Raw genomic sequence first — 26996 nt, forward strand, 5'->3', positions numbered from 1 at the left:
GCGGCTGACATGAACATGCAATCAACTTCTTCCCAACTCGCTACGGCGCCCACCCGCAACCGCTGGCGGAGCTGGCTGGCCAGCTTCGGCGTCAGCGGCTGGATCGGCCTGCTCATCCTGCTGTTCTGGCTGGCCGCCGCGCTGTGGTCGCAACTGTCGGGCCTGCGGGCCGCAGCCGATGCCGGCAACGTCCAGATCTTCGGGCCGATCAGCCAGGCGCACTGGCTGGGTACCGATTATCTGGGCCGCGACATGCTGGCACGGGTCATCGATGGCACCGCCTACACCCTGGGCGTGGCACTGATCGCGACGCTGCTGGCCAGTGGTACAGGCACCGTATTGGCCTTGCTGGCGGCCGTCAGCGGTCGCTGGACCGATACCCTGGTCTCGCGTGCGCTCGATACCCTGACCTCGATCCCGAGCAAGATGTTTGCCCTGATCATGGTGGCCGGCTTCGGCTCGTCGGTGCCGATGCTGGTGGCCACCGCCACCGTCATCTACATCCCCGGCGCCTATCGCATTGCGCGCTCGCTGGCGGTCAACATCAATGCGCTCGACTATGTCACGGTGGCGCGGGCGCGTGGCGAGGGCACGCTCTACATCATGCTGCGCGAGATCCTGCCCAATATCATCGGACCGATGCTGGCCGACCTCGGCTTGCGTTTCGTCTATATCGTCCTGCTGCTGGCCGGCTTGTCCTTTCTTGGCCTCGGGGTACAGCCGCCGGCGGCCGACTGGGGTTCGCTGGTGCGCGAAAACATCGGCGCCCTGGCCGGCGCCAGCCCGGCCGTGATCGCACCGGCCCTGGCCATTGCCAGCCTGACCATCGCGGTCAACCTGGTCATCGACAATCTTCCGGGCCGTGCCCGACGCGAACGAGGAGCCAAATAATGGGTACGTCAGTGGTCGTCAAGGACCTGTGCATCACCGCCGGCGACCAGACGCTGGTGGAGTCGCTGTCGTTTTCCATCCAGCCCGGCGAGGTGCTGGCGCTGATTGGCGAATCCGGTTCGGGCAAGACCACTACCGCCCTGGCGCTGATGGGATTCGCCCGGCGCGGTTGCGCCATATCGGGTGGCAGCGTGCATCTGGGCGGCACCGACGTGCTGTCGCTTGATGCGGCTGGTCAGCGTGCCCTGCGAGGCCGCACCGTGGCCTACATCGCGCAGAGCGCGGCGGCCTCGTTCGACCCCTCGCGCACCATTCTCGACCAGGTCATCGAGCCGACCCGCATCCACCGTACCTGCAGCCGGGCCGAGGCCGAGCGAAAGGCGATTGCGCTGTTTCGCGAGCTGGCCCTGCCCGAGCCGGAAACCATCGGCCAGCGTTATGCGCACCAGGTCTCGGGCGGGCAGTTGCAGCGCCTGATGGCGGCCATGGCGCTCATCACCGACCCTGATCTGGTGATCCTGGACGAACCCACCACCGCACTCGATGTGACGACCCAGATCGAAGTGCTGCGGGCATTCCGGCGCGTGGTGCGCGAGCGCCAGGCCACCGCAGTCTATGTCAGCCATGACCTGGCGGTGGTGGCGCAGATGGCAGACCACATCCTGGTGTTGCGGCATGGCCGGATGCAAGAGATCGAGCGCACCGAACAGATCCTGGCGGCGCCCGGCCACGAGTACACCCGCAGCCTGCTGGCGGCGGCCCGCCCGGCCCAGCGTGAAGCCGGCACGCCCGTGACCGAAGGCGCCAGGCCCTTGCTGGAACTGCACCAGCTGGCCGCAGGCTATGGCGAGATCGGGCGCGATGGCCGCCCGGCCAAGCTGGTGCTGGACGATATCAATCTCAAGCTGTACCCGGGCCAGGCGATCGGCGTGATCGGCGAGTCGGGCTCGGGCAAGAGCACGCTGGCGCGCGCCATCGCCGGGCTGCTGCCGCCGTGCCAGGGCACCATCCTATTCAACGGGCGGCAGTTGAAGCCGGCGCTGGCCCAGCGCAGCAAGGAAGAATTGCGGCAGGTCCAGATGGTGTTCCAGATCGCCGACACCGCGCTCAACCCGGCGCAGACCATCGAAAGCATCCTGGCCCGGCCGTTGCAGTTCTACAGGCAACTGAAGGGTGAGGCGCTGCAGCGTCGCATCAGGGAACTGCTGGATCTGGTGCAACTGCCGTCGTCGCTGGCGCAGCGCCTGCCGGGCGGATTGTCGGGCGGCCAGAAGCAGCGGGTGAACCTGGCGCGGGCGCTGGCGGCCGAACCGCAACTGTTGCTGTGCGACGAAGTGACATCGGCGCTGGACACGGTGGTGGGGGCCGCAGTGCTGGACCTGATGGCCGAGCTGCGGCGCGAGCTGAAGGTGTCCTATCTGTTCATCTCGCACGACCTGCATACGGTGCGCGCGGTGTGCGACGAAATCGTGGTGATGCAGCACGGCCGCAAGCTCGACCAGGTGGCGCGCGCCGACTACGACCGCGGCCCACATCATCCATACTACGAACTGCTGGCGCGCTCCGTGCCCGAATTGCGCCGTGGCTGGCTGGAAGAAATGGACCAGCCGCAACGGGCATCGGCATAAGAGGGCTGACGGCCTCGACCACATCGATCAACCAACCAGAGACAAACATGAAGACAAGCTACAAAATCGCATTGATCGCCGGTGACGGCATCGGTAAGGAAGTCATGCCCGAAGGCTTGCGCGTGGTGCAGGCGGCGGCCAAGCGTTTTGGCATCGGGCTGGAACTGAAGGTCGTCGACTGGGCCAGTTGCGACTACTACGTGGCCCACGGCCAGATGATGCCCGATGACTGGAAGGACCAGCTGTCGGATTGCGATGCCATCTATTTCGGTGCGGTCGGCTGGCCGGCCACCGTGCCCGACCACGTGTCGCTGTGGGGTTCGCTGCTGAAGTTCCGGCGCGAGTTCGACCAGTACATCAACCTGCGTCCGGTGCGCCTGTTCGAAGGCGTGCCTTGCCCATTGGCCAACCGCAAGGCAGGTGACATCGACTACTACGTGGTGCGCGAGAATACCGAGGGCGAATACACCTCCCTGGGCGGCACCATGTACGCCGGCACCGAGCGCGAAATCGTGATCCAGGAATCGGTGTTCTCGCGCCACGGCACCGATCGCGTGCTCAAGTATGCCTTCGAGCTGGCCAACAGCCGCGCCCGCAAGCACCTCACGGTGGCCACCAAGTCCAACGGCATCGCCATCAGCATGCCCTGGTGGGATGGTCGCGCCGATGCGGTCGCGCAGGGTTATCCGGAGGTCACGGTCGACAAGCAGCACATCGACATCCTGTCGGCGCGCTTCGTGTTGCAGCCTACCCGCTTCGACGTGGTGGTGGCCTCCAACCTGTTCGGTGACATCCTGTCCGACCTCGGTCCTGCCACCACCGGCACGATCGGCCTGGCGCCATCGGCCAACCTGAATCCGGAGCGCAGCTTCCCGTCGCTGTTCGAGCCGGTGCACGGATCGGCCCCCGACATCTATGGCAAGAACATCGCCAACCCGATCGCCATGATCTGGTCCGGCGCGTTGATGCTCGACTTCCTGACCCACAGCGAAGGCGCCGGTCGCGCTGCGCACGACGCCATCGTGAGCGCCATCGAAGAGGTCCTGAAGGCGGGTCCGCTGACCCCTGATCTGGGTGGCACTGCATCCACCACCGAATTGGGCGCGGCGATTGCCGAGCGCGTTGGCGCGGCATGATTGTCCTGCCAGTTTTCATGAAGGAACACCAATGAACAACCTGGAATTGGGGCGCGCGGATCTGCTGCCCGGCGCTCAACTGATCGGTGAGCAGTGGCGCCAGGCCAGTGACGGCCGCCGTCTTGATGTGAGCAACCCGGCCGATGGCCGGGTCTTTGCCAGCGTACCCGACGGCAGCGCCGCCGATGCGCGGGCGGCAGTCGATGCCGCCAGTGCCGCTTTTGCATCGTGGCGGGCCACGCCGGCCAAGCAGCGCGCGGCCATCCTCAAGCGCTGGAACGACCTGATCGTGGCGCACCAGGAAGACCTGGGCCGCCTGATCTCGCGCGAGCAGGGCAAGCCGCTGGCAGAGGGAAAAGGCGAAGTGCTGTACGCCGCCAGCTACGTCGAATGGTTCGCCGAGGAGGCCACTCGCGCCAATGGCGATGTGATCCCGGCGCCGGTGCCCGGGCGCCGCATGTTCGCCCTCAAGGAGCCGGTGGGGGTGGTGGCCGCCATCACGCCCTGGAATTTTCCGGCGGCGATGATCGCACGCAAGATCGCTCCGGCCCTGGCCGCCGGATGCACGGTGGTCTGCAAGCCTGCCGAAGATACGCCGCTGACCTCGTTGGCGCTGGTGCGCCTGGCGCAGGAAGCGGGCGTGCCAGGCGGCGTCATCAACATCGTCACCGCATCGCGTGAACGCACGCCCGAAGTGGTCGATGTGTGGCTCGGCGACAGCCGTGTGCGCAAGATCACCTTCACCGGTTCTACCCCGGTCGGCAAGCATCTGGCGCGGCGCTCGGCCGATACGCTCAAGAAGTTGTCGCTGGAGCTGGGCGGCAATGCCCCCTTCATCGTGTTCGACGATGCCGACCTCGATGCCGCCGTCGAAGGCGTGATGGCGGCCAAGTTCCGTAACGGTGGCCAGACTTGCGTGTGTCCCAACCGGATCTATGTACAGGACAGCGTGCACGACGCCTTTGTCGACAAGCTGGCGGCGCGGGTCGGGGCCCTCAAGGTGGGGCCGGCCACTGATCCGGCTTCGCAGATCGGGCCGATGATCAACGAACGCGCCGTGTCCAAGATCGAGCGCCATGTGCAGGACGCGGTGGCGCGTGGTGCGCGGGTGGTGGTGGGCGGCAGGCGGCTGCAAGGCGCGGACCTGGCCAGCGGCAATTACTTTGCGCCCACGGTGCTGGTGGCGGCCACGGCCGACATGGAATGCAGCATCGAGGAAACCTTCGGCCCGGTCGCGCCGGTGACGCGCTTTGTCACCGAAGCCGAAGCCGTAGCGGCGGCCAACGATACGGCGTTCGGTTTGGCCGCTTATTTCTACTCGACCGATGCACGTCGCATCTGGCGTGTCTCCGAAGCGCTGGAAGCGGGCATCGTCGGCGTCAACGAAGGTGCGCTGGCAGCCGAAGCGGCGCCTTTTGGCGGGGTCAAGGAGTCCGGCTACGGTCGCGAAGGTTCGGTGCACGGCCTGGACGATTATCTGCACACCAAGTACGTGTGCCAGGGACAGTTGTAGCGTGACCACGCCAGGCTGCTGTTTTTGCCGTGAATTCGCAATTCGCTAGCGTTGCGACACGGCAAAACAGGCGCGCACGCGCTGCACCTGGCGGCATTATGAGCCATGCTGGCGGCTTCCATGCGCCGGGTAACCAGAAGGAAACGCCATGTCAGCGTCAATCGATAGTGAGTCCCGTACGATGGCCGAACCCGGCAGCAATTTCACACTGCGCAGCATGACCGAGGCGGATCTGCCGGCCTGCCATCGCCTGTCCCTGCAATACAAGTGGCCGCACCGCCTGGATGATTGGCGATTCCTGCTGCGCCTGGGGCAGGGCATCGTGGTCGAAAACCGGCAACCCGGAAAGGCGCCCGCGATCGTGGCCACCGTCGTTCATACCCGTTATGGCGAACACCACACGGCGGTCGGCATGTTGATCGTGCATCCCACGTTGCAACGTTTTGGCCTGGGCACTCGCTTGATGCAACAGGTCGCGCAGACCTTGGGACAGCGGCATCAATTCGTCAGCGCCACTGCCGCCGGCCAGCGGTTGTACGAAAAAATGGGCTTTCGCGTAGTCGATCAGTTACACCAGTTCCAGGGCTCGGACCTGCAACCGGTGCTGGTGCCGTTGCCGCCGGGCGAGCGCGTGCGCCCGCTGGGCAAGAGCGATGCTGCGCGCATACCGCTGCTGGACGCGCAAGCCACCGGCATGGATCGGTCCAATGTATTGGCGGCGCTGCTGGAGCAATGCGAGGGCGTGGCGCTGGACCACGAGGGCGATATGCTGGGCTTCGCGCTGATCCGGCGTTTCGGCCACGGCCGGGTGATCGGCCCGGTGGTGGCACCCGACGCGCAGCGGGCCAAGGCGCTCATCGCCCATTGGATCAACACCTATTCAGACTCCTTCGTGCGTATCGACGTCTTCGAGTCCAGCGGGCTGGTGCCCTGGCTGGGTGAAGTCGGACTGACCCGCGCCGACAGCGTCACGCGCATGATCCGGGGCGGCGCCGAGGGCGACACCGGCGTCGCCGAGGGCGACGGCATGCAACTTTTTTCCATCATCAATCAAGCGCTGGGCTGACGCTGGCCAGCGTATCCGGATCATGCATTTTCTCTACAAGGGCGACATCGCGCGCGGTGAACGCTGGCGTGCGGTCTTTGCGCGCCTGGCGCCGCAGGTGCAATTCCATAACTGGACCGATGACTATGATGCGACCCGCATCCGTTATCTTGCCGCGTGGTTGCCGCCGGACGATATCGCCCGCCGCTTTCCCAATGTAGAGGTGGTGTTTTCGGTGGGCGCCGGGGTCGACCAGTTTGACCTGGCGGCGATTCCCGGCCACATCCCGGTGGTACGAATGATCGAGCCCGGGCTGGAAGCGGGCATGGTGCAATACGTCTGCGGCGCAGCGCTGTCGCTGCATCGGGACATGCATCGCTATCGCCGTCAGCAACAGCAGCGGCAATGGATCGAGCACACGGTGATGCCGGCTGCCCAGCGCCGTATCGGGGTGCTCGGCATGGGCGTGCTGGGGCGTGCGGTACTGGAGAAGTTGCGTGATTTCGGTTTCGATTGCGCTGGCTGGAGTCGTTCGCCGCAGGTGCTCGACGGCGTCACCTGTCATCACGGCGCCGACGGCCTGCAACGCTTCCTGGCGCGCACCGACATGCTGATCTGCCTGTTGCCGCTGACCGAGAGCACCAGCGGCATCCTCGATGCCGACCTGATGGCCCGCTTGCCGCGTGGCGCCACCCTCATCAACGTCGGGCGCGGCGGCCATCTGGTCGAACCCGATCTGCTGGCTGCGCTGGCTTCGGGCCAGCTGGCCCACGCCGTGGTGGATGTGCTGAACCAGGAGCCGGCGCCGCCCGGACATCCTTTCTGGGATCACCCGGACATTACGCTCACGCCCCACATCGCCAGCATGACCCAACCCGACACTGCATGCGAGGTGGTCATCGCCAATCTGCGGCGCCATCTGGACGGTCAGCCGCTGCAAGGCTTGGTAGACCGGCAACGCGGCTACTGAAATCGCAAGTCCGGGGCGCAGCACAAAATGCTGCGTCGCTGCGCAAATCACATGAACCTGCGTTTTGGCGCACCCATCTTGCGCATTGCCGACGGCGAGCGCGGCATACGATATAGGCATCCCCTTGGACCTGCTCGTCAGGCCCGTCAACGTCATCGAGCTCAACCACATGCAAACTTCCGATCTGGTCACCCTAGACCGCCGTCACCTGATCCACCCCGTCGCCAGCTTTCGCGAGCACGAAGAAGTGGGCGTCACGATTCTCAAGTCCGGGCGTGGCGCCTGGCTGACCGACCACCAGGGAAATGAGTTGCTCGATGCCTTTTCAGGGCTGTGGTGCGTCAACACCGGCTACGGCCAGGACAGCATCGTGCGCGTCGCCACTGAACAGATGAGCCGCCTGCCGTACGCCACCGGCTACTTCCACTTCGGTTCCGAACCCGCCATCCTGCTGGCGCAAAAACTGGTCGAGGTGGCGCCGGCCTCGCTCAACCACGTCTATTTCACGCTGGGTGGTTCGGACGCGGTCGATGCCGCCATCCGCTACATCACGCACTATCACAATTCCATCGGCAAGCCGGCCAAGAAGCAGTTCATCTCGCTGCAGCGGGGCTATCACGGCTCGTCCTCGGTGGGCGCAGGCCTGACCGCGCTGCCCAATTTTCATTTCAACTTCGACCTGCCGCTGCCCAACCAGCACTACATCGCTTCACCTTATCCCTACCGTAGTGAATTGCAGGGCGACGACGCCATCATCGCCGGCTCGGTCGCCGCGTTGCGGGCCAAGGTGGCCGAACTGGGCGCAGACCAGGTGGCGGCGTTCTTCTGCGAACCGATCCAGGGTTCGGGCGGCGTGGTGGTGCCACCCAAGGGCTGGCTCAAGGCCATGCAACTGGCCTGTAACGAGCTCGATATCCTGTTCGTGGTGGATGAAGTCATCACCGGCTTCGGTCGTACCGGCCCGATGTTCGCCTGCCTGGCCGAAGACGTGCAACCCGACCTGATGACCATGGCCAAGGGCCTGACCGCCGGCTATGCGCCGATGGGCGCGGTGATGATGTCGGACAAGGTCTATGACGCCATCGCCGACGGCGCCGCAGCCCAGGTGGTGGTGGGCCACGGCCAGACCTATTCGGCGCATCCGGTGTCGGCTGCGATCGGGCTGGAAGTGCTGCGGTTGTATCAGGAAGGCGGCCTGCTGGACAATGGCGTGCGCCAGGAACCGCACTTTGCCGGCGGCCTGCGCGACCTGCTGTCGCATCCGCTGGTAGGCGACGCCCGCAGCCGCGGCCTGCTGGGCGCGCTGGAACTGGTGGCCGACAAGGGCAGCAAGCAACGTTTCGCGCCCGAGCTGAAGTTGCATGAACGCATTGCCCAGTGCGCCTACCGCCATGGCTTGATCTTCCGTGCCTTCGGCGACAACATCCTCGGCTTCGCCCCGGCGCTTTGCTACACCGAAGACGAATTCGCCATTCTGTTCCAGCGCCTGCGCGCCATTCTCGATGAAGTGCTGGCGCAGCCAGAGGTTCGCCAGGCGGTTGCCTGAAGGGTTGGCTTCCGGCAATTTGGGGTGCGTACTGCCGACGGTATAAAATGCTGCGGGAGTGCGCACCAACCGGTGTGCGGCAGCTTTTTCAATAAATCGACCGGCGGTACCTGCGGCAGACGAGGGCAAGATGATTGCAAGTGGCGCGTTGAAACTGGATCGAATCGACTTACGCATTCTGTGCCATCTGCAACAGAACAGCCGTATTACCAACGTGGTGCTGGCCGACGCCGTGGGCCTGTCGCCCAGCCCTTGCCTGATCCGCGTCAAGCGCCTGGAAAAGGCGGGCTATATCAGTGGCTACGGGGCGCACATCCAACTCGATAAACTGGCCGATGTGCAGGTGGTCTTTACCGAAGTGACGCTGTCGGACCATCGCCGCGAAGACTTTGCCAAGTTCGAGTCGACGGTACGCAACGTCGATGAGATCGTCGAATGCCATCTGGTCAGTGGCGGCTACGACTACCTGCTGAAGTTCATGACGCGCAGCGTGGTGCATTACCAGAGCGTGATCGAGTCGCTGCTCGAGCAGAATCTGCGCATCGAGAAATACTTCAGCTACATCGTCATCAAATCCCCCTTCATCAAGCACCACTATCCGCTCGACAAGTTCGTCCAGGTCTAGCCGCCTAGCGCTGCTGCTCGAGGTTCTCCTGCAGCAGCGTCAATAGCGACACCAGCTCGCCGCGCTGCTGCTCGGACATGCCGCTGACGGCTTGCTCCAGCACCGTGTGCGCGCTCTTCTTGAGCTGGCGCTGCAAAGCCTTGCCCGCCGCCGTCAGGTGCAGCCGGGTCGAGCGACGGTCCTGCGCATCTTCAGTTGCTTCCAGATAAGCTTTTTCCCGCAGGCCACGAATCAGGCGCGTGAGCTGTGCCTTGTCGCGTCCCGAATGCTGCACCAGGTCGCTCAGCGTGGCGCCGGGATGGTGGTCGAAGTAAGCGATCACCCGTGTTTCCATGTGCGTCACATCCTGCTCTTCATCGCGGAAAGCCTGGGTGCGGGCAGAGCGGTAGAGGTGCATGACCGAATGCAATGCCTCAAAGACCGCGTCGGCAGTAGGTGATTGGTTGACTTTATCAACTTGTTTTTTCATAATGGTAGACATTATCAACTAAAACACTGAGATCATGGAAAACACATCGCCATCACGTGAAGTGCAACGGGTACGTCACGAACTGAAGTTGCGCGAGGTCACCGTCGCCCGCATCCGCCAGACCGGCACCAACATGTTGAGTATCACCTTCAAGGGCGACGCGCTGCGCGATTTCGTCTCGCTGTCGTATGACGACCACGTCAAGTTCGTCTTCCCCGACGGCAATGGCGAATCGATCCGGCGCGACTATACGCCAACCGAGCATGACCCACAACGCGGCGAGCTCACGCTGGAATTCGCGCTGCACGCCGAGGGCGCGGCCACCGACTGGGCCCGGCGCGCCACCGAGGGCATGCCGGCCATCATTGCCGGGCCGCGCGGCTCGATGATCATCCCCGACAACTATGACTGGTACCTGCTGGCGGGCGATCTGTCGGCGTTGCCGGCCATCACCCGGCGTCTCAAGGAACTGCCTGCCGGCGTGCGCGTCTCGGCCGTCATCGAGATCGCCCACCTGGGTGACATGCGTCAGTTCGATACGCGTGCCGAGCTGGACGTGAAATGGGTCAGCAACGGCGGCGAACTGCTCGATGCAGTACGTGCGCTGGACCTGTCGCGCGGTGACGGCTTTGTGTGGGCCGGCGGCGAAGCGGCCACCATGACTCGCCTGCGCGCCTTGTTGCTGGACGAAAAGCAGCATCCCAAGGGCGCCATGCGGGTATCGGCCTACTGGAAGCCGGGCGCGGCGGATTTCCACGAAAAGCTGGATTGAGGGTGGTAATGCGCATGCGGATGGCGCAGCAACTGCGCCCGATGCCGCGCTTTCCACTATCATGGCGGGCCTTAACCGATTCCGTGGCCTGTATGACCGATCCCGATACCCTATCCGATGCCGACGGCGATGACGCCATCCACGATCCGCGCCTGTGGCGTGACGATGGCTGGACGGCCCGCATCATCAAGAACGTCGACGACGATGGCTGGGCGGTCGAGATGACGCGTGATGGCGAGTCCGAGCCGACGCTGGTCGGGCCCTGGACCATGGGCCGCGACAAGAAGAATCCGAAGCCGATCGAACGGCCGGCGTTTCATACCCTGGTCAAGACCGCCAACGAGTTTCGCCGCCGCAGCGAGCAGCAATTGCACGCGCAGTTGCACAAGACGGTAATGATCACCGTCGCCGAAAGCAGCATCAGGGTGACGCTCGACATCGTGCCCGACGATGATTTTCCCTATGCCGACCTGCGGGCCTGGGACGACATGGGGGAGCTGCTGGCGCATGCACAGGTAGCGCCCAATTACCGCCTCACCGAAGAGAGCGCGACGCGCTGGGCCAGCGGCGATTACCGCCGTCCTTGATGCACAGGATGTTGTTCGATTGGCATCATTTTGCGGCACTGCACGAAAATCCCGGGCATCTGTAGAATCATTGTCTTGCGGCGGGATGTCGACGGACATTCCTCCTGCATGCGTGTGCTGCCCACCCGGGCTGGCGACGCCGATGGCAGGCTGACGAGCATTCGGTTCAGAGAGGTTCCTGTTCATGTCCGCACAGACTAATTCCAAAGGCCCGCCTGCGGTCGTCGCCAGCGATTCGCTGGGGTGTCACCAGAGCAAGCTGAGCACCAGCCAGGAGCTGCGTGGCAGCGCAATGACGTTCTATCGCAAGCGTCTCGACGACCGCGCCATGTCGCAGGTGATGACACCGGCGTCGGGGCGCGGCTTCCTGCTGGGCGTCTCGATGTCGACCCGCCACCGGCGCAGCATCTTTCGCGGCCGCCAGGGTGCGGCGCACGACTTCGGACGCGGCGCCATCTACATTCGCGATTTTGCCGACGATTACCGGGCCGACATCCATGGCTCGTTCGATTTCACCCTGGTCGAATTGCCGCCTGCGTTCTTCGAGCGCGCCGCCGAAGAGGTCCGCGGCGCGCCGGTCACCGGCCTGGCCACGGTAGTGGCGCAACACGACCCGGTGCTGGAGCATCTGGTCCACGCACTGGCGCCGGCGCTGGCGCGTCCCGAAGAGGCTTGCTCGCTGTTCGTCGACCAGCTTGGCATCGTCATCGGCACCCATCTGCTGCAACGCTATGCCGGCGCCCAACTGGCACCGCCGCGCACGGCTGCCTTGTCGCGCCTGCATGAAGAGCGTGCCAAGCAGCTGCTGCTGTCCAAGGTCAAGGGTAACGTTTCGATCCCCGAGATTGCGCGCGAATGCAACATGTCGGCCAGTTATTTCCTGCGCGCCTTCAAGGAGACCACCGGGCAGACCCCCCATCAATGGCTAATGGCGCAGCGGGTCGAAAGGGCGCGCGAGTTCCTGAGCAATACCGAACTGCCGCTGGCCGAGATTGCGGTGGCGTGCAACTTCTATGACCAGAGCCATTTCAGCCGGGTCTTCTCGCAACTGGTAGGGAGTTCGCCGGGGAGCTGGCGACGCCGCAGCGGGCGTTAGGATATCGCCGCTGGCGATGTTCTATTGCAGCGGCAGCGCAAAGCAGAAAACGGCGCCGCCGCCGGCAGCAGCGGCCACCGACAATTTACCGCCATGCGCCTCGACGATGGAGCGGCAGATCGCCAGCCCCATGCCCATGCCACCGTCCTTGGTGGTGTAGAACGCGTCGAACACCCGCTCCATCGCCTCGGGCGCAATGCCCATGCCGCTGTCCTGCACCGCTACTACCAGGCGGGCACTGTCTTCGACGGCAGTCCTGATCGACAGCACGCGCGGCTGACCGGTCGTCATCTCCATCGCCGCCATCGCATCGATCGCATTGACCACCAGATTGAGCAGCACCTGCTGCAATTGCACCGGGTCGCCCGACACCCAGGCGTCGGGCCCGGCCAGCGACAGTTGCAGCGCCACTTCGCGCCGTTCGATCTCGCTGCGGGAAATGGTCAGGATGTGACGAATGATGCCGTCGATGTTCAGGCGCTGCAGCACCGGTTCGGTATTGCGGGTGAGATCCTGCAGGCCGGAGATCATGTCGCCGGCGCGGGTGCCTTCGGCCACGATGTCCTGCAATCCGGCGCGGGCCTGTGCCAGTTGCGGCGGGTCGCGGTCGAGCCAGCGCAGGCTGGCGCCGGCGTTGGCGATGATCGACATCAGCGGCTGGTTGATCTCGTGGGCGATGGAAGCGGTCAACTGGCCCACCGTGGTCGCGCGCGACACCCGGGCCAGGTCAGCCTCGGCGGCACGCACGGCGTATTCGGTGCGACGCTGCGCGGTGATATCGGTGGCGGTGCCCACGTATTCGCTGAAGCTGCCGTCGACCCACACCGGCTTGCCGATTCCCGAGATGTAGCGCACCTCGCCATTGTCGCGGCGGCAGATGCGATGCTCCACCCGGATGGTGCCGCCGATGGCGATGGCCGCGGCGACCGTATCGAGCACCATCTGCCGGTCGTCCGGGTGCATCAGCGAAGAAAAGTCATCGTAGCGGATCAGGTTCTGGCCCGGGCCCAGCCCGTAGATGCGGCACAGCTCTTGCGAACACACCATCAGGTCCTGGTCTACCAGGTAGCGCATGCTGCCGGTATTGTTGAACAGTTCGCCCTGGTCCAGCAGTTGCTGGCTGGCGCGCAGCGCCTGCTCGGTCTGGGCCAGCAGTTCTTGCGTGCGGTGCAGCGCCTGCAAAGCCTGCTGCAAGGGATCGACCCGGGTCGGGTCGTCGCGGTCGGTTGGCAAAGCCGGCTCCAGAGGTGAATATGAATCCGCATTGTGCCGCATTTCGGGTCCTTTCAGGCAAGGCCGGCTGCGGCTCTGGCGCGCGCGATGCACGCCAGCAAGGTATCGGCCAGGACCGGCTTGACCAGCAGTTCGAGCGCCCCCAGTTGCAGCGCACGCGTGTGATAGGCGCTGCTGCCATGGGCCGACATCAGGATCACCGGCAAGCGCGGCGCGCGCGTGGCCAGTTGCGCCACCAGCGTGAAGCCGCTCATCTGCGGCAGCTCCACATCGATCAGTGCGCAGGTCGGTTGCAGGCGGGCTTCATCGGCCAGGAAATCCTCGGCCGAGGCAAAGCCGCAACTGAGATAGCCGGCCGAATCGAGCAGATTGCACAAGGCGCTGCGCACGCCCTGGTCGTCGTCGATGATGGCGATCATTGTTCCCCCCCATTTTTTATTATCGGGATGTCCGGCGCGCTAGCGCTCGGACGTCTTCTCCGGTGCCGGTGGCGCGCCGGTGATCTTGGGCACGCATTCGGTATGGAACCAGGCCGCCGTCAGTGGCTCTCCGGCCATCTTGCGGCGCACGGCGGGCACTACCTGTTCGCCGATCAGCATGCCCAATAAGCCCAGCAGCGCGATGATCGGCGGCGCCGGCGACTGGATCTGCAAGGCGTAATACAGGACGCCGGCGATGGCGCCCATCAATAGTGAAATCAGATATGGCTTCATGGCATGTCCTGTCGGGTCAACCGAGAAACCGGGTCAGCGTGGAAATGGCGCGCTCGCCCAGCACCATGCCCAGCAAGCCGATCAGGGCAATGCCCGGCGGCGCCGGTGAGCGCACCCTGAACAGGGCATAGAAAATGCCGATCAGCACGCCGCCACCCAGCGAAAGAAGATAGCTATTCATGGTCTCGAATAATCAGATGTCGTCCAAGCAATGCGAACAGGCATTGCCACTGAGGCAATGCCCATGCGCATGCGCTGCGATGGATTACTTGCCGGCCGCCACAGGTGCCAGGGTCTTCTGGTTGCCGTGCGGGCGCTGCTCGGCCTTGTGCACCATGGTGTAGGCGTAGTCCACGCCCATGCCATAGGCGCCCGAGTGTTCGCGCACGATGTCCATGACGGCGTTGTAGGTGCCCTTGCGCGCCCAGTCACGTTGCCATTCCAGCAGCACCTGCTGCCAGGTCACCGGGATCACGCCGGCCTGGATCATGCGTTGCATGGCGTAGTCGTGGGCTTCCTTGGAGGTGCCGCCCGAGGCGTCGGCCACCATGTAGATCTCGTAGTCGCCTTCGGCCATGGCGCACAGCGAGAAGCTGTTGTTGCAGACTTCGGTCCACAGGCCCGCGACGACGATCTTCTTGCGACCGTTGGCGGCCAGCGCATCACGCACCTTCTGGTCGTCCCACGAGTTCATCGAGGTCCGTTCCAGGATGTCGTGCTCGGGGAACACCGACAGCAGTTCAGGATAGGTGTAGCCCGAAAAGCCTTCGGTCTCGACCGTGGTGATCACGGTCGGGATGTTGAAGACCTTGGCCGACTTGGCCAGGGCCACGGTATTGTTCTTGAGCACCTGGCGGTCGATCGACTGCACGCCGAAGGCCATTTGTGGCTGGTGGTCGATGAAGATCAACTGGCAGTTGTCAGGGGTCAGTACGTCGAGCTTGGTATTGGTGGTCATGGTTTTTCCGTGGAGTAAGGGAGGGGACGCGCCGCCATCCGGAGGCAGCGTGGGGATGGGGTATTTCGCTGGCCGAAAGGGTGAGCGACGCCATCGGAGCGGAGCATAGGCCGCAGCCGGGGGCGCCGCCATTATCTTTTCGTATAGCTAGACGCTGCCGCCGCGATTTTGCACACTGCATCCATCCACCGATCCGCACACGACATGTCCGGCCGCATCGGGCGTCGGCGCGTGGACCACCGCCTTTCCTTTTGCACGGAGCCTGACATGAGCCTCGCAACGCCCAGCAACACGCCCGACCTGATCCTGGTCAACGGCAAATTCCATACCGTAGACCGCCAGAACCCGGTGGCCGATGCCGTCGCCATCGGCGGCGGCAAGTTCCTTGAAGTGGGCGACGCTGCATCGGTGATGCGCCTGGCGCAGCCGGGCACGCAAGTGATCGATCTGAAGGGCCGCACCGTGGTGCCGGGCCTGAACGATTCGCACATCCACCTGATCCGTGGCGGCCTCAACTACAACCTCGAACTGCGCTGGGAAGGCGTGCCTTCGCTGGCCGATGCGCTGCGCATGCTCAAGCAGCAGGCCGATCGCACGCCGCATCCGCAATGGGTGCGGGTGGTGGGCGGCTGGACCGAATTCCAGTTCGCCGAAAAGCGCATGCCGACGCTGGAAGAATTGAATACTGCCGCGCCCGACACCCCGGTGTTCGTGCTGCACCTGTACGATCGTGCGCTGCTCAACCGCGCCGCGCTGCAGGCCGTCGGCTACACCCGCGACACGCCCAACCCGCCCGGCGGCGAGATCGTGCGCGATGCCTCGGGCAACCCGACCGGCATGCTGATTGCCCGTCCCAATGCGATGATCCTGTACGCCACGCTGGCCAAGGGCCCCAGCCTGCCGCTGGAATACCAGGTCAACTCCACCCGCCAGTTCATGCGCGAGCTGAACCGCCTGGGCCTGACCAGCGCCATCGATGCCGGCGGCGGTTTCCAGAACTATCCCGACGATTACCAGATCATCAACCGGCTAGCCGCCGACGGCCAGCTCACCATCCGCATCGCCTACAACCTGTTCACCCAGAACAAGGGCGGCGAACTGGCCGACTTCCAGAAGTGGACCGAGATGGTCAAGCCGGGCGATGGCAGCGACTTCTTCCGCCACAACGGCGCCGGCGAGATGCTGGTGTTCTCGGCGGCCGACTTCGAGGACTTCCTCGAGCCGCGTCCCGACCTGGCCGCAGGCATGGAAGACGAACTGGAGCGCGTGGTCCGCCATCTGGTCGCCAATCGCTGGCCGTTCCGCCTGCACGCCACCTATGACGAATCGATCAGCCGCATGCTGGACGTGTTCGAGAAGGTCAACCGCGAGATCCCGTTCGACGGCCTGCACTGGATGTTCGACCACGCCGAGACCATCACCGAACGCAACATCGAACGCGTGCGCGCGCTCGGCGGCGGCATTGCGATCCAGCATCGCATGGCGTTCCAGGGCGAATACTTCATCGACCGCTACGGCAGCGAAGCGGCCGAGCACACGCCGCCGATTGCCAAGATGCTCGAGATGGGCGTGCCGGTCGGCGCCGGCACCGACGCCACCCGCGTGGCCAGCTACAACCCCTGGACCGCCCTGTACTGGCTGGTGTCGGGCCGCACCGTCGGCGGCGCCAAGCTGTACGGCGCGGCGGGCCGTCTGCCGCGCGAGACCGCGCTCGAGTTGTGGACCGCCGGCAGCGCCTGGTTCTCCAGCGAGCAGGACAAGAAGGGCCGCATCAAGATCGGCCAACTGGCCGATCTGGCGGTGCTGTCGGCCGATTTCTTCAGCGTGCATGAAGACGACATCAAGGCCATCGAATCGGTCATGACCGTGGTCGACGGCAAGATCGTCTATGGTGCCGCTGAGTTCTCGGCGCATGGCCCGGGCGAGATCCCGGTGCTGCCCGACTGGTCGCCGGTGGCCAAGGTGCCGGGTCATTACCGTCCGGTGGCGCAGAAGAAGGCGGCATTGCCGCATGCCTGCGCCGGCGCCTGCGGCGTGCATGCCCACGCGCACGACGTGGCCCGCAAGTCCGATGTGCCGGTGTCCAACTTCGCCGGCTTCTGGGGCGCGCTGGGTTGCAGCTGCTTCGCGTTCTGAGCCATGCTCCACATGCCCCCCAAACGCTTGCCGACGCCGCCGCTCGATCTCGGCCTGTTGTTCTTGCGCATTGCCGGCAGCTTCATGCTGTTCTATGTGCACGGCTTGCCCAAGCTGCTGCATTACTCGCATGAACTGACGGCCATCGAAGACCCGTTCGGTTTCGGGCCGACGCTGTCGCTGTGGAGCGCGATCTTCGCCGAGGCGCTGTGCCCGCTGCTGATCGCCGCCGGCGTCTTCACCCGCCTGGCCTGCCTGCCCATCATTGGCGTGCTGCTCATCGCCATGCTGGCGGTGCATCCCGACTGGAGCATTGCCGAAGGCCAGTTCGGCTGGCTTTTGCTGGTAATCTTCACCTCGATCGCGCTATGCGGTCCGGGCAACTGGCGCCTGGGCCTGCCCCGCGACCGGGACTGACCCCACCGGCCGGCGCCACCCGCGCCGGCCGGCTGTAGTACAACCCACCATCTGTCATCACCAAGGAGCAAGCATGAGCACCATCACCACCCGCGACGGTACCGAAATCTATTACAAGGACTGGGGCAGTGGCCAACCGGTCGTGTTCAGCCATGGCTGGCCACTGGACGGCGACATGTGGGAATACCAGATGAACTTCCTGGCCGAGAACGGCTACCGCGTCATCGCCTATGATCGCCGCGGCTTCGGTCGTTCCAGCCAGCCATGGACCGGCTACGACTACGACACCTTCGCCGACGACCTGGCCCAGCTGCTCGACACGCTGGACCTGAACGACGTGGTGCTGGCCGGCTTCTCGATGGGTGGCGGCGATGTGGCGCGCTACATCGGTCGTCACGGCACCAAGCGCTTGTCCAAGGCCGTCCTGATCGGCGCGGTGACCCCGATCTTCGGCAAGGCGCCGGACCATCCGCAAGGCGTCGACAAGTCGGTGTTCGATGGCATCCTGGCAGGCTTGCGCAATGACCGCGCCGAATTCCTGAACGGTTTCGCGACGGTCTTCTTCGGCACCAACCGTCCCAACCACAAGGTCACCCCGGGCGTGCTGGCACAGACCTTCAACATCGCCATGCTGGCCTCGCTCAAGGGTACGCTGGATTGCGTGATCGCCTTTTCGCAGACCGACTTCCGCGACGACCTCAAGAAGTTCGACCTGCCGACCCTGGTGATCCACGGCGACGACGACCAGGTGGTGCCGTTCGAAGTCACCGGCAAGCTGTCGGCGCAGCTGGCGCCGGATGCACGCCTGAAGATCTATGGCGGCGCGCCGCACGCGCTGTGCTTCACGCACAAGGACCTGCTCAACGAAGACCTGCTGGCCTTCATCAAGGGTTGAGGATGAGCGCCATGGACGCCAACAAACGGCAAGACCTGCAGCAGCGCCGCATGTCGGCGCTCAATACGCCGACCCTGCTCAGCGCCGAAGCCAGCCGCGACATCAGCGGTGGTCTCAACACCTTGCTGGCGGATGTCTTTGCCTTGTACCTCAAGACCAAGAACTTCCACTGGCACATGTCGGGGCCGCACTTTCGCGACTATCACCTGCTGCTGGATGACCAGTCGCAGCAGATCATCGCGATCACCGATGCGGTGGCCGAGCGGGTGCGCAAGATCGGTGGCACCACCTTGCGCTCGACCGGCCATATCGGTCGCTTGCAACGCCTGGCCGACAACGACAGCGACTTCGTCACGCCGTCGGACATGCTGGCCGAGCTGCGCGAGGACAACCTGCGGTTGGTCGGCTTCATGCTGGCCACCCATGAGTTGTGCGGCGAACACGGCGATGTGGCCACCGCCAGCCTGCTGGAGAACTGGATCGACGAGGCAGAGCAGCGCGCGTGGTTCCTGTTCGAATCGGGTCGCACCGGCGGCTGATCGGGTGGAAAGACGCTGGGCGCCGGCCTGCGCCGGCGCTACGGGTTATCTATAACAGTTAGCCACCGTCGCCCTGACGCAAGTCAGGGCACAGCGTCTTGAGTCTTGAATCGTATGGGGAGGTCAGCCGATGGCCGGCAACCTGCCCAACGCCAGGCGCAATGCGCCATGCTGGATGGTCAGGTCGGGCGAGCTGTGCAGGGCGGCCAGGTATTTTTCGCGGAACAGCGCCGAGCTTGGCTCGGCCGGGCCGATCAGGCGTTCCAGCGTCGCGCGCAGCGCGGCCAGTTCGGTCGGCTCCAGCGGCGCTTCTTCATCCAGTCTTTCATCGATCTCGACCATGAATTCGGACAGCATGCGTAGCCATGCGAAGTCCGGGTGATTGGTCACCATCTGCAGCCGGTCGAAGGCGGTGCCGGTCGCGCCGGACAGGGTCGACTGGCATTCCAGCAACAGCTTGTGCGACTTGCGCAGTTCGGAAGCCAGCTGGCGCAGCGCGCTGCGATTGTCGTTGTCGTTCATCTCTTATCTTTCGTGGCTGAGGCGATCCTGTCGGCGCACGCCGGCGATCTGCAATCGTTCCGCCGTGCGCACCAGGTCGGCCAGGGTTCGGGTCTGCATCTTGTCCATCACGCGTCGCTTGTGGACCTTGACGGTGATTTCGCTGATGCCCATCTGCGTCGCGATCTGCTTGTTGAGCAAGCCGCAGATGGCCAGCTCAAGCACTTCGCGTTCGCGCGGCGTGAGGGTATCGAGCCGTAGTGTACTGGCAGTTTGTTCGGTGCGTTGCCCCAGTTCGCGCCCGGCAATGAGCATGGCCTGGGTCACCGAGGCCAGCAAGGTCTCGGCGTGGATCGGCTTGGTCAGGAACTCGTGGGCGCCGGCGCGCATGGCCTGCACCGTGATGGGGATGGTGCCGTAGCCCGAGATGAAGATCACCGGGATGGCCGCGCCGCGTCGCTCCAGCTGCCTGACCACCTCCAGGCCATCGGAGCCCGGCATCTTCATGTCGAGGATCAGGCAGCACGGCACATCAGGCAACGGATGCGCAAGGAACTGGGCGGCCGATGAGAAACCCTGCGCGGTGCGCCCGGCAGACTCCAGCAGGCGCAGCACCGATTGGCGGACCATGTCGTCATCATCGACCACAAATACTATGTTTTCCATGTCAGCGGACTCCATCATGCGTGCTTGGAAGGGGGGCCGCTGATGCTCCTTGAGGGCAGGGCGCAGACATTCCTGGCCAGGCTCAGCGGTCAACCCACATGATGTGCATCCGTGACTTTTTTTGATTGTATGAAGATGCTGTTTTTTGTACAAAACGCGCTCGCCTTCGGATAACAATAATTGCTAATTAATTAACAAAAATGCCCTCGGACTATCCCCATGGATAATTTCGCGCGCGCCAGCCCGGTGCTATGTTGACGCCACACTCGCGCCGGGCCTTTCACCTTGCGCTCCACGGCTCTTTGGAGATGTTCATGACTGCAGCACAACACAATCGCAATCAGGCAGCCAGCCTGGCCTTTCTCGCCGGCTACGTCGACACGCTGGGCTTCATTGCCCTGTTCGGCCTGTTCACCGCCCACGTCACGGGCAACTTCATCCTGATCGGCTCGGCCCTGGCCGACAGTTCGCAGATGTCCATCCTGCTGAAGTTCCTGGCGTTCCCGGCGTTCGTCATCGGCGTCGCCGGTGCGCGCCTGTTCATCGCCGCCATCCAGAAGCGCAATGGCGCGGCGCTGCCCTGGACCCTGTTGCTGCAACTGGTGTTCCTGGTGGGTTTCATGGTGTGCGGCATCATCGCCACCCCGGTGCAATCACCCAGTTCCAGCTGGGGCATGGCGGCCGGCCTGCTGGGCACCGTTGGCATGGGCGTGCATAGCGCCATCAGCCGCCTGCTGTTGTCGCACCTGGCGCCGACGTCGCTGATGACCGGCAATGTGACCCAGGTGGTGATCGATACCGTCGACGTGTTGCGCGGCGGCGCCGATGGCGCCACCAGCGAGCGCTGCATGAAGTTCCTGTGGCCGGTGCTGTCGTTCGGTGTCGGCGCCATCGTCGCCGCCTTCGGTTATCACGCCTTCGGTTTCTGGGCGCTGGCGCTGCCGATCGCGATCCTGGCGGTGATGGTGGTGGGTGAGCTGTCCCGTGCGCGGGCGGGCGTGGCGGCGGCGTGAACAAGTCACGGCTGGAAGCCTTCAGCGACGGCGTCATGTCGATTGCCCTGACCATCATGGTGCTGGGCCTGCAGACGCCGCGCAGCGCCAGCGTGTCCGAACTGCTGCCGCTGCTGCCGCGACTGCTGAGCTACGTGCTCAGCTTTGTCTACGTGGGTATTTACTGGGTCAATCACCATCACCTCCTGCAACTGGCCAACCAGGTCGACCGCCGCGTGCTGTGGGCCAACCTGCATCTGCTGTTCTGGGTCTCGCTGATTCCGTTCGTCACCGACTGGATCGCCGGCCATCATCGCGATACCGCACCAGTGGCCTGCTACGGCGTGGTGCTGCTGATGTGTTCGATCTCGTTCCTGGTGCTCAAGCGCGCCCTGCGCGCCACCGAAGCCGCGCACCCGGCGCTGGCGGCGGTGCTGGGCAACGGCCGCAAGAATGCCGGCTCGATCCTGCTCTATGCGCTGTCGATCCTGCTGGCGCCGTGGTGGCCGTTATGGTCCTCGGCCATCTACGTGGCGCTGGCCGTGTTATGGCTGTTGCCAGATCGTCGTTTCGACCGTAGCGGCACGCCGGCCTGATCGCTTCAGCCGGCAGCCTCCTGCCAGTTCGCCGTGCGCCGCCGTACCACCTGATCCGGCAGTGGCGCGGGGCCGGTACGAAATTCATGATGTTGCTTTAAGGCATCTCTGCGGAGAGGAAACCATCGGGTGTTCCCTCCTTGCGGAAACGCGCGCAGCACCTATCACGTCGCCCGAATGCGGGCCGCAAGCTCGCATCCTCCTAAAGTATTTCAAAACTCATCCGTAACATAGAAAAACTCACGAAGCCCGCCTGGTCGGCAGGGATTCGGCTTGTCGAAGAGATTGGTCGGGCCTGGCAGGGGGATACAGGGTTGATGCGCGCAGGTGCGGTCGCCATGAGTACGTCACGGAGGTGGCGATGTATCGAACCGCTGTCGCGCAGTCTTGCAGAATTTACTAACCGTAGTGGCAGGGGGCCTTCCGCCAGGGAGGCCATGGGGTGGCCAGCAATTGGTGCGTGGGGATTCACAGCGCAGGCTGGTCGATATCACATCTCTTCTATAGGTAGCGCCATGCAGACGAGCAACACCAGCACTTTCTCCGCATCCACATTAGGCGAACTCAACATCGCTATCCAACAGGCCAATCAGGCGGCGGCCGGCTCGACGGTGATCATCAACCTGATCGACAACGGCACGGCGGCGTCCATTACCCTGGCCTCGGGGGATGTCATCCAGATGCTCAATTCGGCAGCCAACGTTATCATTCAGGGCCCCAACACCGCTAACGCCGTGATCGATGGGGCTCACATTGCGCGCGGTTTCATCGTGCTCAGTGGAACGGTGGCTTTCAAATACCTCACCATCCAGAACTGCCTGGCACGGGGAATCAACGGCAACATGGGTGCGGGGGGCGCTGTGTTAGCTCTCAATCCGTATGGCACCGCGCTATCGGCGCCGCCATGGACTCATGGCGACGGTTCCGCCGTCACGAAGTCGACCAGCCTATCGTTCTATCAGTCGCTGATCCAGAGTTGTCGCGCCAAGGCCGAAGCGCCTACCGAGATATCGGCCATCAGTGGCACGGGCGGCAAGGGGGGCGGTGATGAAAGCTTCGGTTTCGGTCCTAACTATGGCTCGCAGGGAGTCAACGCCTACCAGGCTTCGCCGGTGGCGCCGGTCATCAACGGCAGCCAGTTCGCCCCGGCAGGCATGTCCGGAAACGGTGGACAAGGTGGCGTCGGCGGTTATTACAACGGCGGTCTGCTGCCCAATTCACCGGGCACGCCCGGGACGTCCGGCGGCCCGGGCCTGTTCGGTGGCGCCGGTGGCACCGGTGGCTGTGGCGGTGGAGGCGGCGGCGGAGGCTGTGGCGCCTGCACCAATGGCATCGGCGACGACTGCGGCAATTCCGGATGCGGCGGGGCGCAAGGTGGCGCCGGCGCCAACGGCGGACAGGGCGGCTTTGGCAGTGGCGGCGGTGGCGGTGGATCAGGCGGTGGTGGTGGTGGTGGCGGGGCCGGTGGCACCAACGGTTTTTGGGACTGCGGATCCGGCGGTGGCCAGGGCGGAGCCCAGGGCTCCTTCGGTGTCGGCGGCAGCCCCGGATTTGGCGGGTCCGCCGGCGCCAGCGGCCGCGGCAATCCGGGCCAATGGGGTAACTCCGGGAGCGGCGGCAGCAATCGACCGGGCGGCGCCGGCGGCGCGGCGTGTGGGGCGGGCGATAACGGCGTCGGCGCCGGCTTTGGCGGTGCCATCTTCGTGATGGGCGGCACGGAGGACCAATGGCAAGGCAATCCTTCGCTGGCGCCCACGCTCACTCTTGAGAGAGTGACCTTCAACGGCAACAGCGCGAGTTCGCCGGGCTCGTCGGCGGGTGCGGATATCTTCCTGCAAGGCTTTGGACAACTCTCCATCAATGGCGAGGGAACGACGGTGCCGCAATGGTGCGACGAAAGCCACAGCGGGATTGCGTCGAATTCCAATGCTCAGACCGATGCCTATGGATTCCCGATCGGCGGCGGCGCTGGCATCTGGACTCTCAACACCAATGCGGCGCAGGCCAGCACGGCTGCTGCGCACATCGAAGGGGCTGACCGGCCATGAACGACCAACTTTCTCCATATGCTACGGTCGTCCAGTTTGCATTGAACTATGCGCCCGCCGCCGATGACTACGTCGGCGCCAACACGGTCGTGCCAGCGGCGGCCAACATCGGCGTGCTGTATTGCGAGTACACCGTGACCGCCGTCAGCAACGTGGCCAATTCGTCGTACACCAAAAGCTATGTCGTCACCAGCAGCCAGCGGTTGATTCTGAATAATCCCACCAAGCCGGCGACGTCGCTGGTACAAAGCCTGGAGGCAGGCGGTCCCGGCATGATCAGCAATCCTAACGTGGTCAATCTGTATGCTGGCCTGTCGGGCGTGTCGACAAACGATCAGGCGGCCACGACCGGATATTATTTTTATCCGGTCTGGGCCATGAACTCCGTCTCGATGACGGTGAGGCAGGGCGTCGTGTCGCAGTCGTGGCTGTTGAATTACCAGCCACGCACGCTCAACAGCACTGTCAATGTCTCCAGCTCTTCGGGCAACGCATCTTCGGCGAACCAGGGCAACAGTTTTTCCAACATGTCGCAGAAGACCACCGGCGCTTCCAACACCACCACCCAGAGCTACGACGTGTCGCTGTCGGCCGGAGCCATGTACGGAGCCACCGCCTCGGCCGGATTGGCCGTGTCGCAGACGCAGGACTATTCGCAGTCGAATTCACAGGGCAGTGATCGTTCATCGCTGGCGGGACGCAGCCGTCAGAATGCCTATAACACGGGAATGACGATCAAGGATTGGGGCATATATTCCTGTCTCAACGCAGCGGGCGGCGCTGGCGGGCTGCCTTCATGCACCTGGTTCATGTCGCAGGAGTTTCCCTATAACTTCATGGCGAACAATGCCACCACCAACGTCACCGCCAGTGCGCCGACCTTCCCTTACAACCTGGAACTGTCTGCCGCTGAAATGGCCGATGTTTTTCCGCGCAACTACAGCAGCGGCACGCCCTGCTACCAGATCGCGCCGCCTACCGAACTTGCTGTGCTCGGGACCGATTTCGTTCAGACCTCATCCTGGCAGATCGACGTCGATTATCCGCAGTCAGTTGCGCCGGAGCTCTCGCCGATGCACGTTGTGGATGCAATCTTCGCCAGCCACTTCACGGCCAGCAATGCCGAGCCCGGGGAAGTCGTCATCGTCGGGCAGCTCAATCCGGGCCAGACCGTCACGTTCCAACCCCCGGCGCCACTAGACCTTTCGCTGCTGGCGCTCGACCCGATCACCGACAATTCAGGCTCCAACGGCGCGGTAATCGGTTTCCTGCCCAGCAAGTTCCTGGTGCCCGTCAGTGTCGGCGCCCTGTCACGCTCGATATCGTCGGCCAATAACCTGATGGTGCTCACACAGGGCTTTGCCGCTTCGGTCGAAACACGCCCGGGCAGCAACATGGTGCTCACGGCCGCGCTGACCGATGCCGCCTTCTCGGCGCAGCTCAATGTCTGCTTTAAGATGTCCGGATTCGACGGGGATCTCAATTTATACCTGAAGCACTGGGCCGAAACGTCGCAGCAAGGCTGCGTCCTCTCGATCTGGTTCAATCCGCCGGGCTACACGGCAACGTCGACCGGCGCGCCGAGCGCGCCGCTCACCAAACAAACGCTGCCCCCCGATCTGACGGTCACGCTCAACACGACCGAAGGCGCCAGTGGAGACAACAACCTTCTGGTGCTCAATCTGCGCAACACTTTCTACGACACCATCGATTATCACGACTATCTGCAACCAGGGCTCAACGTGATCGTCATCGGTGTATCGGCGTCCGGTTCCAGTGCCGGCTATTCGCTTCGCGCCGTCGCCATCGGAAACTGACATCGAGTGGGCCAGCGCTGAAAATTGCCCGGTCCGCACATCGCATGCGATGTCTGCATAGAAGATAGGGAGGGTGCCATCGTGCCACCGCGCAAGAAACGCCAGGTAGAGGTCTTCGGAGCAGGCAGCAATGTATCGACCGTGACGCAAGGAGCCCTGCCACACGCCGCCAGTGAACAGACGCATGCCAAACAGCGCTATGAATTGATGCAAAAATCGGTTCCACTGGAAGTTGCCTTCGCCAAAATCAAAGGGAATCCCCAGGCGGTGTACGGCGGCCGCAGCCAGATCATGGGAATCGGTCCCCTTAGCGTATTTCGTCGGCTTTCTATCCCGCATGAGGAACCCGATGTTGGAAAAAGGGCGGCGCAACACATTGCCAAGAGTCTCTTCCAGATTGCCGGTGACAAACTGATCGAAGTCCAGTGTGCGGTCGCCATCAATTTATCCAAGCCTACGGATCCGCCGCACTATATCCTTTCCTCCAACAAGAATCGGGACCAGATCGGGGATGCGCTTAATAAGTTAGTAAAGAAGCTCCAGAAGGGGCGGGACAATTCTTCCCGTGAAGACGAAGTGTACAAGGCGCTTCTCGAAAAACGCGTGAAGTTTATCGACGCCAGTACGGCCGATGCCATCGCCAGCTTTCCTGGCAAGCCCAAGAACGGCGCGGCCGATAATATGCATGCCGAAACGCTTTTCCTAGAGGCGGACGATATTCTGCGCCAGCGGGGTCAATTGCCCAAGCAATACGAATTGATAAAAGTCGCTGGCCAGCGGCGGCCCTGTACGGATTGCGCGCACGCTTTCGTCATTGCCGGCAAGGCAGAACTTATTGAATCCGCTTCAACTGAACAGCCGCTCGTAAGCGAGAAGAGGGCCCTGGCTATTGCTGCCCGCAAAGGTGTCCGACCCACATTTACGCCGAAATCATCTGCGATCAATGTGGGTAGGGCCTATGGTTCGTCGGGTAGTATTGCTGGCTATGAGGGCACGCGCCAAAGATTGAACAAAACCCCCGCTGAAGCGCTCACCCTCGTCGCTGCCGCTATCAACAAGGGCGACGTTAATCCGTTGAGATACCATAAGAAGCCGAATGAGGCGGAATCCACTCCGCTCAACAGTCCCAATACGGCATCGACCGCCACCAAGAAAGGCTTCCCTTCTGGCAAGTAAGGCGTTGATTGAAACGGCCTGCTCGCATCGC

General features: G+C 63.7%; 28 protein-coding genes. 20 read left to right on the forward strand and 8 right to left on the reverse strand.

Annotation, left to right across the window (positions count from 1 at the left end):
- Positions 1–15: 15 nt before the first annotated feature.
- From LBW87_RS21710 to LBW87_RS21745, 8 genes are all read left to right on the forward strand, one after another.
- Positions 16–891: an ABC transporter permease gene (locus tag LBW87_RS21710; protein ID WP_225203616.1), complete on the forward strand. Its 876-nt coding sequence runs from the start codon at positions 16–18 to the stop codon at positions 889–891.
- On the forward strand, positions 891–2519 hold the full coding sequence (locus LBW87_RS21715) for an ABC transporter ATP-binding protein (RefSeq protein ID WP_225203557.1): 1629 nt from the start codon (positions 891–893) through the stop codon (positions 2517–2519). Before LBW87_RS21710 ends, LBW87_RS21715 begins: the two co-directional genes overlap by 1 nt.
- A 47-nt stretch (positions 2520–2566) precedes the next feature.
- Entirely contained in the window at positions 2567–3655 is a 1089-nt protein-coding gene (locus LBW87_RS21720; protein WP_225203558.1) for a tartrate dehydrogenase, read from the forward strand.
- 31 nt (positions 3656–3686) lie between these two features.
- Positions 3687–5168, forward strand: coding sequence for an NAD-dependent succinate-semialdehyde dehydrogenase (locus tag LBW87_RS21725; RefSeq protein ID WP_225203559.1), 1482 nt, complete (start codon positions 3687–3689; stop codon positions 5166–5168).
- Between the two features lie 148 nt (positions 5169–5316).
- Positions 5317–6234 (forward strand): GNAT family N-acetyltransferase, encoded by a 918-nt coding sequence (locus LBW87_RS21730; protein ID WP_225203560.1) that lies wholly within the window; start codon positions 5317–5319, stop codon positions 6232–6234.
- Between the two features lie 22 nt (positions 6235–6256).
- Positions 6257–7183, forward strand: coding sequence for a 2-hydroxyacid dehydrogenase (locus LBW87_RS21735; protein ID WP_225203561.1), 927 nt, complete (start codon positions 6257–6259; stop codon positions 7181–7183).
- Between the two features lie 169 nt (positions 7184–7352).
- The gene (locus tag LBW87_RS21740) at positions 7353–8729 is read left to right on the forward strand and encodes an aspartate aminotransferase family protein (protein ID WP_225203562.1); all 1377 of its coding nucleotides are present in this window, start codon (positions 7353–7355) and stop codon (positions 8727–8729) included.
- A 130-nt stretch (positions 8730–8859) separates the two neighbouring features.
- Positions 8860–9354 carry an Lrp/AsnC family transcriptional regulator gene (locus LBW87_RS21745; protein ID WP_225203563.1) on the forward strand — a complete coding sequence of 165 codons (495 nt, stop codon included), beginning with the start codon at positions 8860–8862 and terminating at the stop codon, positions 9352–9354.
- 4 nt (positions 9355–9358) lie between these two features.
- Here the strand turns inward: LBW87_RS21745 and LBW87_RS21750 are convergent, their stop codons facing one another.
- Positions 9359–9751 carry a MarR family winged helix-turn-helix transcriptional regulator gene (locus LBW87_RS21750; RefSeq protein ID WP_225203564.1) on the reverse strand — a complete coding sequence of 131 codons (393 nt, stop codon included), beginning with the start codon at positions 9749–9751 and terminating at the stop codon, positions 9359–9361.
- 106 nt (positions 9752–9857) lie between these two features.
- On the opposite strand from LBW87_RS21750, the gene LBW87_RS21755 reads away from it, so the two are divergent.
- The 3 genes from LBW87_RS21755 to LBW87_RS21765 all read left to right on the forward strand — a co-directional run bounded on the left by LBW87_RS21755 (position 9858) and on the right by LBW87_RS21765 (position 12278).
- Entirely contained in the window at positions 9858–10595 is a 738-nt protein-coding gene (locus LBW87_RS21755; RefSeq protein ID WP_225203565.1) for a siderophore-interacting protein, read from the forward strand.
- 92 nt (positions 10596–10687) lie between these two features.
- Positions 10688–11182, forward strand: coding sequence for a hypothetical protein (locus LBW87_RS21760; RefSeq protein ID WP_225203566.1), 495 nt, complete (start codon positions 10688–10690; stop codon positions 11180–11182).
- A gap of 184 nt (positions 11183–11366) precedes the next feature.
- A complete protein-coding gene (locus LBW87_RS21765) occupies positions 11367–12278 on the forward strand; it encodes a helix-turn-helix domain-containing protein (RefSeq protein ID WP_225203567.1) in 912 nt (303 codons plus the stop codon).
- A 21-nt stretch (positions 12279–12299) separates the two neighbouring features.
- Here LBW87_RS21765 and LBW87_RS21770 read toward each other — a convergent pair whose 3' ends face one another.
- From LBW87_RS21770 to LBW87_RS21790, 5 genes are all read right to left on the reverse strand, one after another.
- The gene (locus LBW87_RS21770; protein ID WP_225203568.1) at positions 12300–13511 is read right to left on the reverse strand and encodes a sensor histidine kinase; all 1212 of its coding nucleotides are present in this window, start codon (positions 13509–13511) and stop codon (positions 12300–12302) included.
- A 53-nt stretch (positions 13512–13564) separates the two neighbouring features.
- Positions 13565–13930 (reverse strand): response regulator transcription factor, encoded by a 366-nt coding sequence (locus LBW87_RS21775; protein WP_225203569.1) that lies wholly within the window; start codon positions 13928–13930, stop codon positions 13565–13567.
- Between the two features lie 39 nt (positions 13931–13969).
- Positions 13970–14224: a DUF1427 family protein gene (locus tag LBW87_RS21780; RefSeq protein ID WP_225203570.1), complete on the reverse strand. Its 255-nt coding sequence runs from the start codon at positions 14222–14224 to the stop codon at positions 13970–13972.
- Between the two features lie 16 nt (positions 14225–14240).
- On the reverse strand, positions 14241–14405 hold the full coding sequence (locus LBW87_RS21785; protein WP_225203571.1) for a DUF1427 family protein: 165 nt from the start codon (positions 14403–14405) through the stop codon (positions 14241–14243).
- An 84-nt stretch (positions 14406–14489) separates the two neighbouring features.
- Complete coding sequence (locus LBW87_RS21790) at positions 14490–15182, reverse strand: hydrolase (RefSeq protein ID WP_225203572.1); 693 nt, start codon at positions 15180–15182, stop codon at positions 14490–14492.
- A gap of 267 nt (positions 15183–15449) precedes the next feature.
- Here LBW87_RS21790 and LBW87_RS21795 point away from each other — a divergent pair, with 267 nt between their 5' ends.
- From LBW87_RS21795 to LBW87_RS21810, 4 genes are all read left to right on the forward strand, one after another.
- Positions 15450–17318 (forward strand): amidohydrolase, encoded by a 1869-nt coding sequence (locus LBW87_RS21795; RefSeq protein WP_225203573.1) that lies wholly within the window; start codon positions 15450–15452, stop codon positions 17316–17318.
- Between the two features lie 3 nt (positions 17319–17321).
- The gene (locus tag LBW87_RS21800) at positions 17322–17735 is read left to right on the forward strand and encodes a DoxX family protein (RefSeq protein ID WP_225203574.1); all 414 of its coding nucleotides are present in this window, start codon (positions 17322–17324) and stop codon (positions 17733–17735) included.
- A 73-nt stretch (positions 17736–17808) separates the two neighbouring features.
- Positions 17809–18630, forward strand: a complete 822-nt coding sequence (locus LBW87_RS21805; RefSeq protein ID WP_225203575.1) for an alpha/beta fold hydrolase — start codon at positions 17809–17811, stop codon at positions 18628–18630.
- Positions 18631–18641: 11 nt separating this feature from the next.
- Positions 18642–19169 (forward strand): Dps family protein, encoded by a 528-nt coding sequence (locus LBW87_RS21810; protein ID WP_225203576.1) that lies wholly within the window; start codon positions 18642–18644, stop codon positions 19167–19169.
- A 123-nt stretch (positions 19170–19292) separates the two neighbouring features.
- Here LBW87_RS21810 and LBW87_RS21815 read toward each other — a convergent pair whose 3' ends face one another.
- Together LBW87_RS21815 and LBW87_RS21820 are read right to left on the reverse strand one after the other, a co-directional pair.
- Positions 19293–19691 carry a hypothetical protein gene (locus LBW87_RS21815; RefSeq protein WP_225203577.1) on the reverse strand — a complete coding sequence of 133 codons (399 nt, stop codon included), beginning with the start codon at positions 19689–19691 and terminating at the stop codon, positions 19293–19295.
- Between the two features lie 3 nt (positions 19692–19694).
- The gene (locus LBW87_RS21820) at positions 19695–20336 is read right to left on the reverse strand and encodes a response regulator transcription factor (RefSeq protein ID WP_225203578.1); all 642 of its coding nucleotides are present in this window, start codon (positions 20334–20336) and stop codon (positions 19695–19697) included.
- A 314-nt stretch (positions 20337–20650) separates the two neighbouring features.
- Between LBW87_RS21820 and LBW87_RS21825 the strand changes: the two genes are divergently transcribed.
- From LBW87_RS21825 to LBW87_RS21845, 5 genes are all read left to right on the forward strand, one after another.
- A complete protein-coding gene (locus LBW87_RS21825; protein WP_225203579.1) occupies positions 20651–21349 on the forward strand; it encodes a YoaK family protein in 699 nt (232 codons plus the stop codon).
- Positions 21346–21924, forward strand: a complete 579-nt coding sequence (locus LBW87_RS21830) for a TMEM175 family protein (protein ID WP_225203580.1) — start codon at positions 21346–21348, stop codon at positions 21922–21924. The genes LBW87_RS21825 and LBW87_RS21830 overlap by 4 nt, the downstream gene beginning before the upstream one ends.
- Before the next feature lie 515 nt (positions 21925–22439).
- Positions 22440–23972, forward strand: coding sequence for a hypothetical protein (locus tag LBW87_RS23945; RefSeq protein ID WP_265113031.1), 1533 nt, complete (start codon positions 22440–22442; stop codon positions 23970–23972).
- Complete coding sequence (locus tag LBW87_RS21840; RefSeq protein WP_225203581.1) at positions 23969–25789, forward strand: hypothetical protein; 1821 nt, start codon at positions 23969–23971, stop codon at positions 25787–25789. The genes LBW87_RS23945 and LBW87_RS21840 overlap by 4 nt, the downstream gene beginning before the upstream one ends.
- Positions 25790–25870: 81 nt before the next feature.
- A complete protein-coding gene (locus tag LBW87_RS21845) occupies positions 25871–26965 on the forward strand; it encodes a hypothetical protein (protein ID WP_225203582.1) in 1095 nt (364 codons plus the stop codon).
- Positions 26966–26996: the final 31 nt, after the last annotated feature.

The organism is Herbaspirillum sp. alder98 (assembly GCF_020179755.1).
Taxonomy (GTDB): Bacteria; Pseudomonadota; Gammaproteobacteria; order Burkholderiales; family Burkholderiaceae_D; genus Herbaspirillum.

What these genes read in the sequence shown, in the direction of transcription:
- LBW87_RS21760 (WP_225203566.1), top strand. Translation starts at nt 10,688, where the DNA reads ATGACCGATCCCGATACCCTATCCGATGCCGACGGCGATGACGCCATC.
- LBW87_RS21720 (WP_225203558.1), top strand. Translation starts at nt 2,567, where the DNA reads ATGAAGACAAGCTACAAAATCGCATTGATCGCCGGTGACGGCATCGGT.
- LBW87_RS21780 (WP_225203570.1), bottom strand. Translation starts at nt 14,224, where the DNA reads ATGAAGCCATATCTGATTTCACTATTGATGGGCGCCATCGCCGGCGTC.
- LBW87_RS21820 (WP_225203578.1), bottom strand. Translation starts at nt 20,336, where the DNA reads ATGGAAAACATAGTATTTGTGGTCGATGATGACGACATGGTCCGCCAA.
- LBW87_RS21840 (WP_225203581.1), top strand. Translation starts at nt 23,969, where the DNA reads ATGAACGACCAACTTTCTCCATATGCTACGGTCGTCCAGTTTGCATTG.
- LBW87_RS21800 (WP_225203574.1), top strand. Translation starts at nt 17,322, where the DNA reads ATGCTCCACATGCCCCCCAAACGCTTGCCGACGCCGCCGCTCGATCTC.
- LBW87_RS21775 (WP_225203569.1), bottom strand. Translation starts at nt 13,930, where the DNA reads ATGATCGCCATCATCGACGACGACCAGGGCGTGCGCAGCGCCTTGTGC.
- LBW87_RS21790 (WP_225203572.1), bottom strand. Translation starts at nt 15,182, where the DNA reads ATGACCACCAATACCAAGCTCGACGTACTGACCCCTGACAACTGCCAG.
- LBW87_RS21825 (WP_225203579.1), top strand. Translation starts at nt 20,651, where the DNA reads ATGACTGCAGCACAACACAATCGCAATCAGGCAGCCAGCCTGGCCTTT.
- LBW87_RS21735 (WP_225203561.1), top strand. Translation starts at nt 6,257, where the DNA reads ATGCATTTTCTCTACAAGGGCGACATCGCGCGCGGTGAACGCTGGCGT.
- LBW87_RS21710 (WP_225203616.1), top strand. Translation starts at nt 16, where the DNA reads ATGCAATCAACTTCTTCCCAACTCGCTACGGCGCCCACCCGCAACCGC.
- LBW87_RS21810 (WP_225203576.1), top strand. Translation starts at nt 18,642, where the DNA reads ATGGACGCCAACAAACGGCAAGACCTGCAGCAGCGCCGCATGTCGGCG.
- LBW87_RS21715 (WP_225203557.1), top strand. Translation starts at nt 891, where the DNA reads ATGGGTACGTCAGTGGTCGTCAAGGACCTGTGCATCACCGCCGGCGAC.
- LBW87_RS23945 (WP_265113031.1), top strand. Translation starts at nt 22,440, where the DNA reads ATGCAGACGAGCAACACCAGCACTTTCTCCGCATCCACATTAGGCGAA.
- LBW87_RS21765 (WP_225203567.1), top strand. Translation starts at nt 11,367, where the DNA reads ATGTCCGCACAGACTAATTCCAAAGGCCCGCCTGCGGTCGTCGCCAGC.
- LBW87_RS21815 (WP_225203577.1), bottom strand. Translation starts at nt 19,691, where the DNA reads ATGAACGACAACGACAATCGCAGCGCGCTGCGCCAGCTGGCTTCCGAA.
- LBW87_RS21795 (WP_225203573.1), top strand. Translation starts at nt 15,450, where the DNA reads ATGAGCCTCGCAACGCCCAGCAACACGCCCGACCTGATCCTGGTCAAC.
- LBW87_RS21750 (WP_225203564.1), bottom strand. Translation starts at nt 9,751, where the DNA reads ATGCACCTCTACCGCTCTGCCCGCACCCAGGCTTTCCGCGATGAAGAG.
- LBW87_RS21755 (WP_225203565.1), top strand. Translation starts at nt 9,858, where the DNA reads ATGGAAAACACATCGCCATCACGTGAAGTGCAACGGGTACGTCACGAA.
- LBW87_RS21745 (WP_225203563.1), top strand. Translation starts at nt 8,860, where the DNA reads ATGATTGCAAGTGGCGCGTTGAAACTGGATCGAATCGACTTACGCATT.
- LBW87_RS21785 (WP_225203571.1), bottom strand. Translation starts at nt 14,405, where the DNA reads ATGAATAGCTATCTTCTTTCGCTGGGTGGCGGCGTGCTGATCGGCATT.
- LBW87_RS21725 (WP_225203559.1), top strand. Translation starts at nt 3,687, where the DNA reads ATGAACAACCTGGAATTGGGGCGCGCGGATCTGCTGCCCGGCGCTCAA.
- LBW87_RS21730 (WP_225203560.1), top strand. Translation starts at nt 5,317, where the DNA reads ATGTCAGCGTCAATCGATAGTGAGTCCCGTACGATGGCCGAACCCGGC.
- LBW87_RS21740 (WP_225203562.1), top strand. Translation starts at nt 7,353, where the DNA reads ATGCAAACTTCCGATCTGGTCACCCTAGACCGCCGTCACCTGATCCAC.
- LBW87_RS21805 (WP_225203575.1), top strand. Translation starts at nt 17,809, where the DNA reads ATGAGCACCATCACCACCCGCGACGGTACCGAAATCTATTACAAGGAC.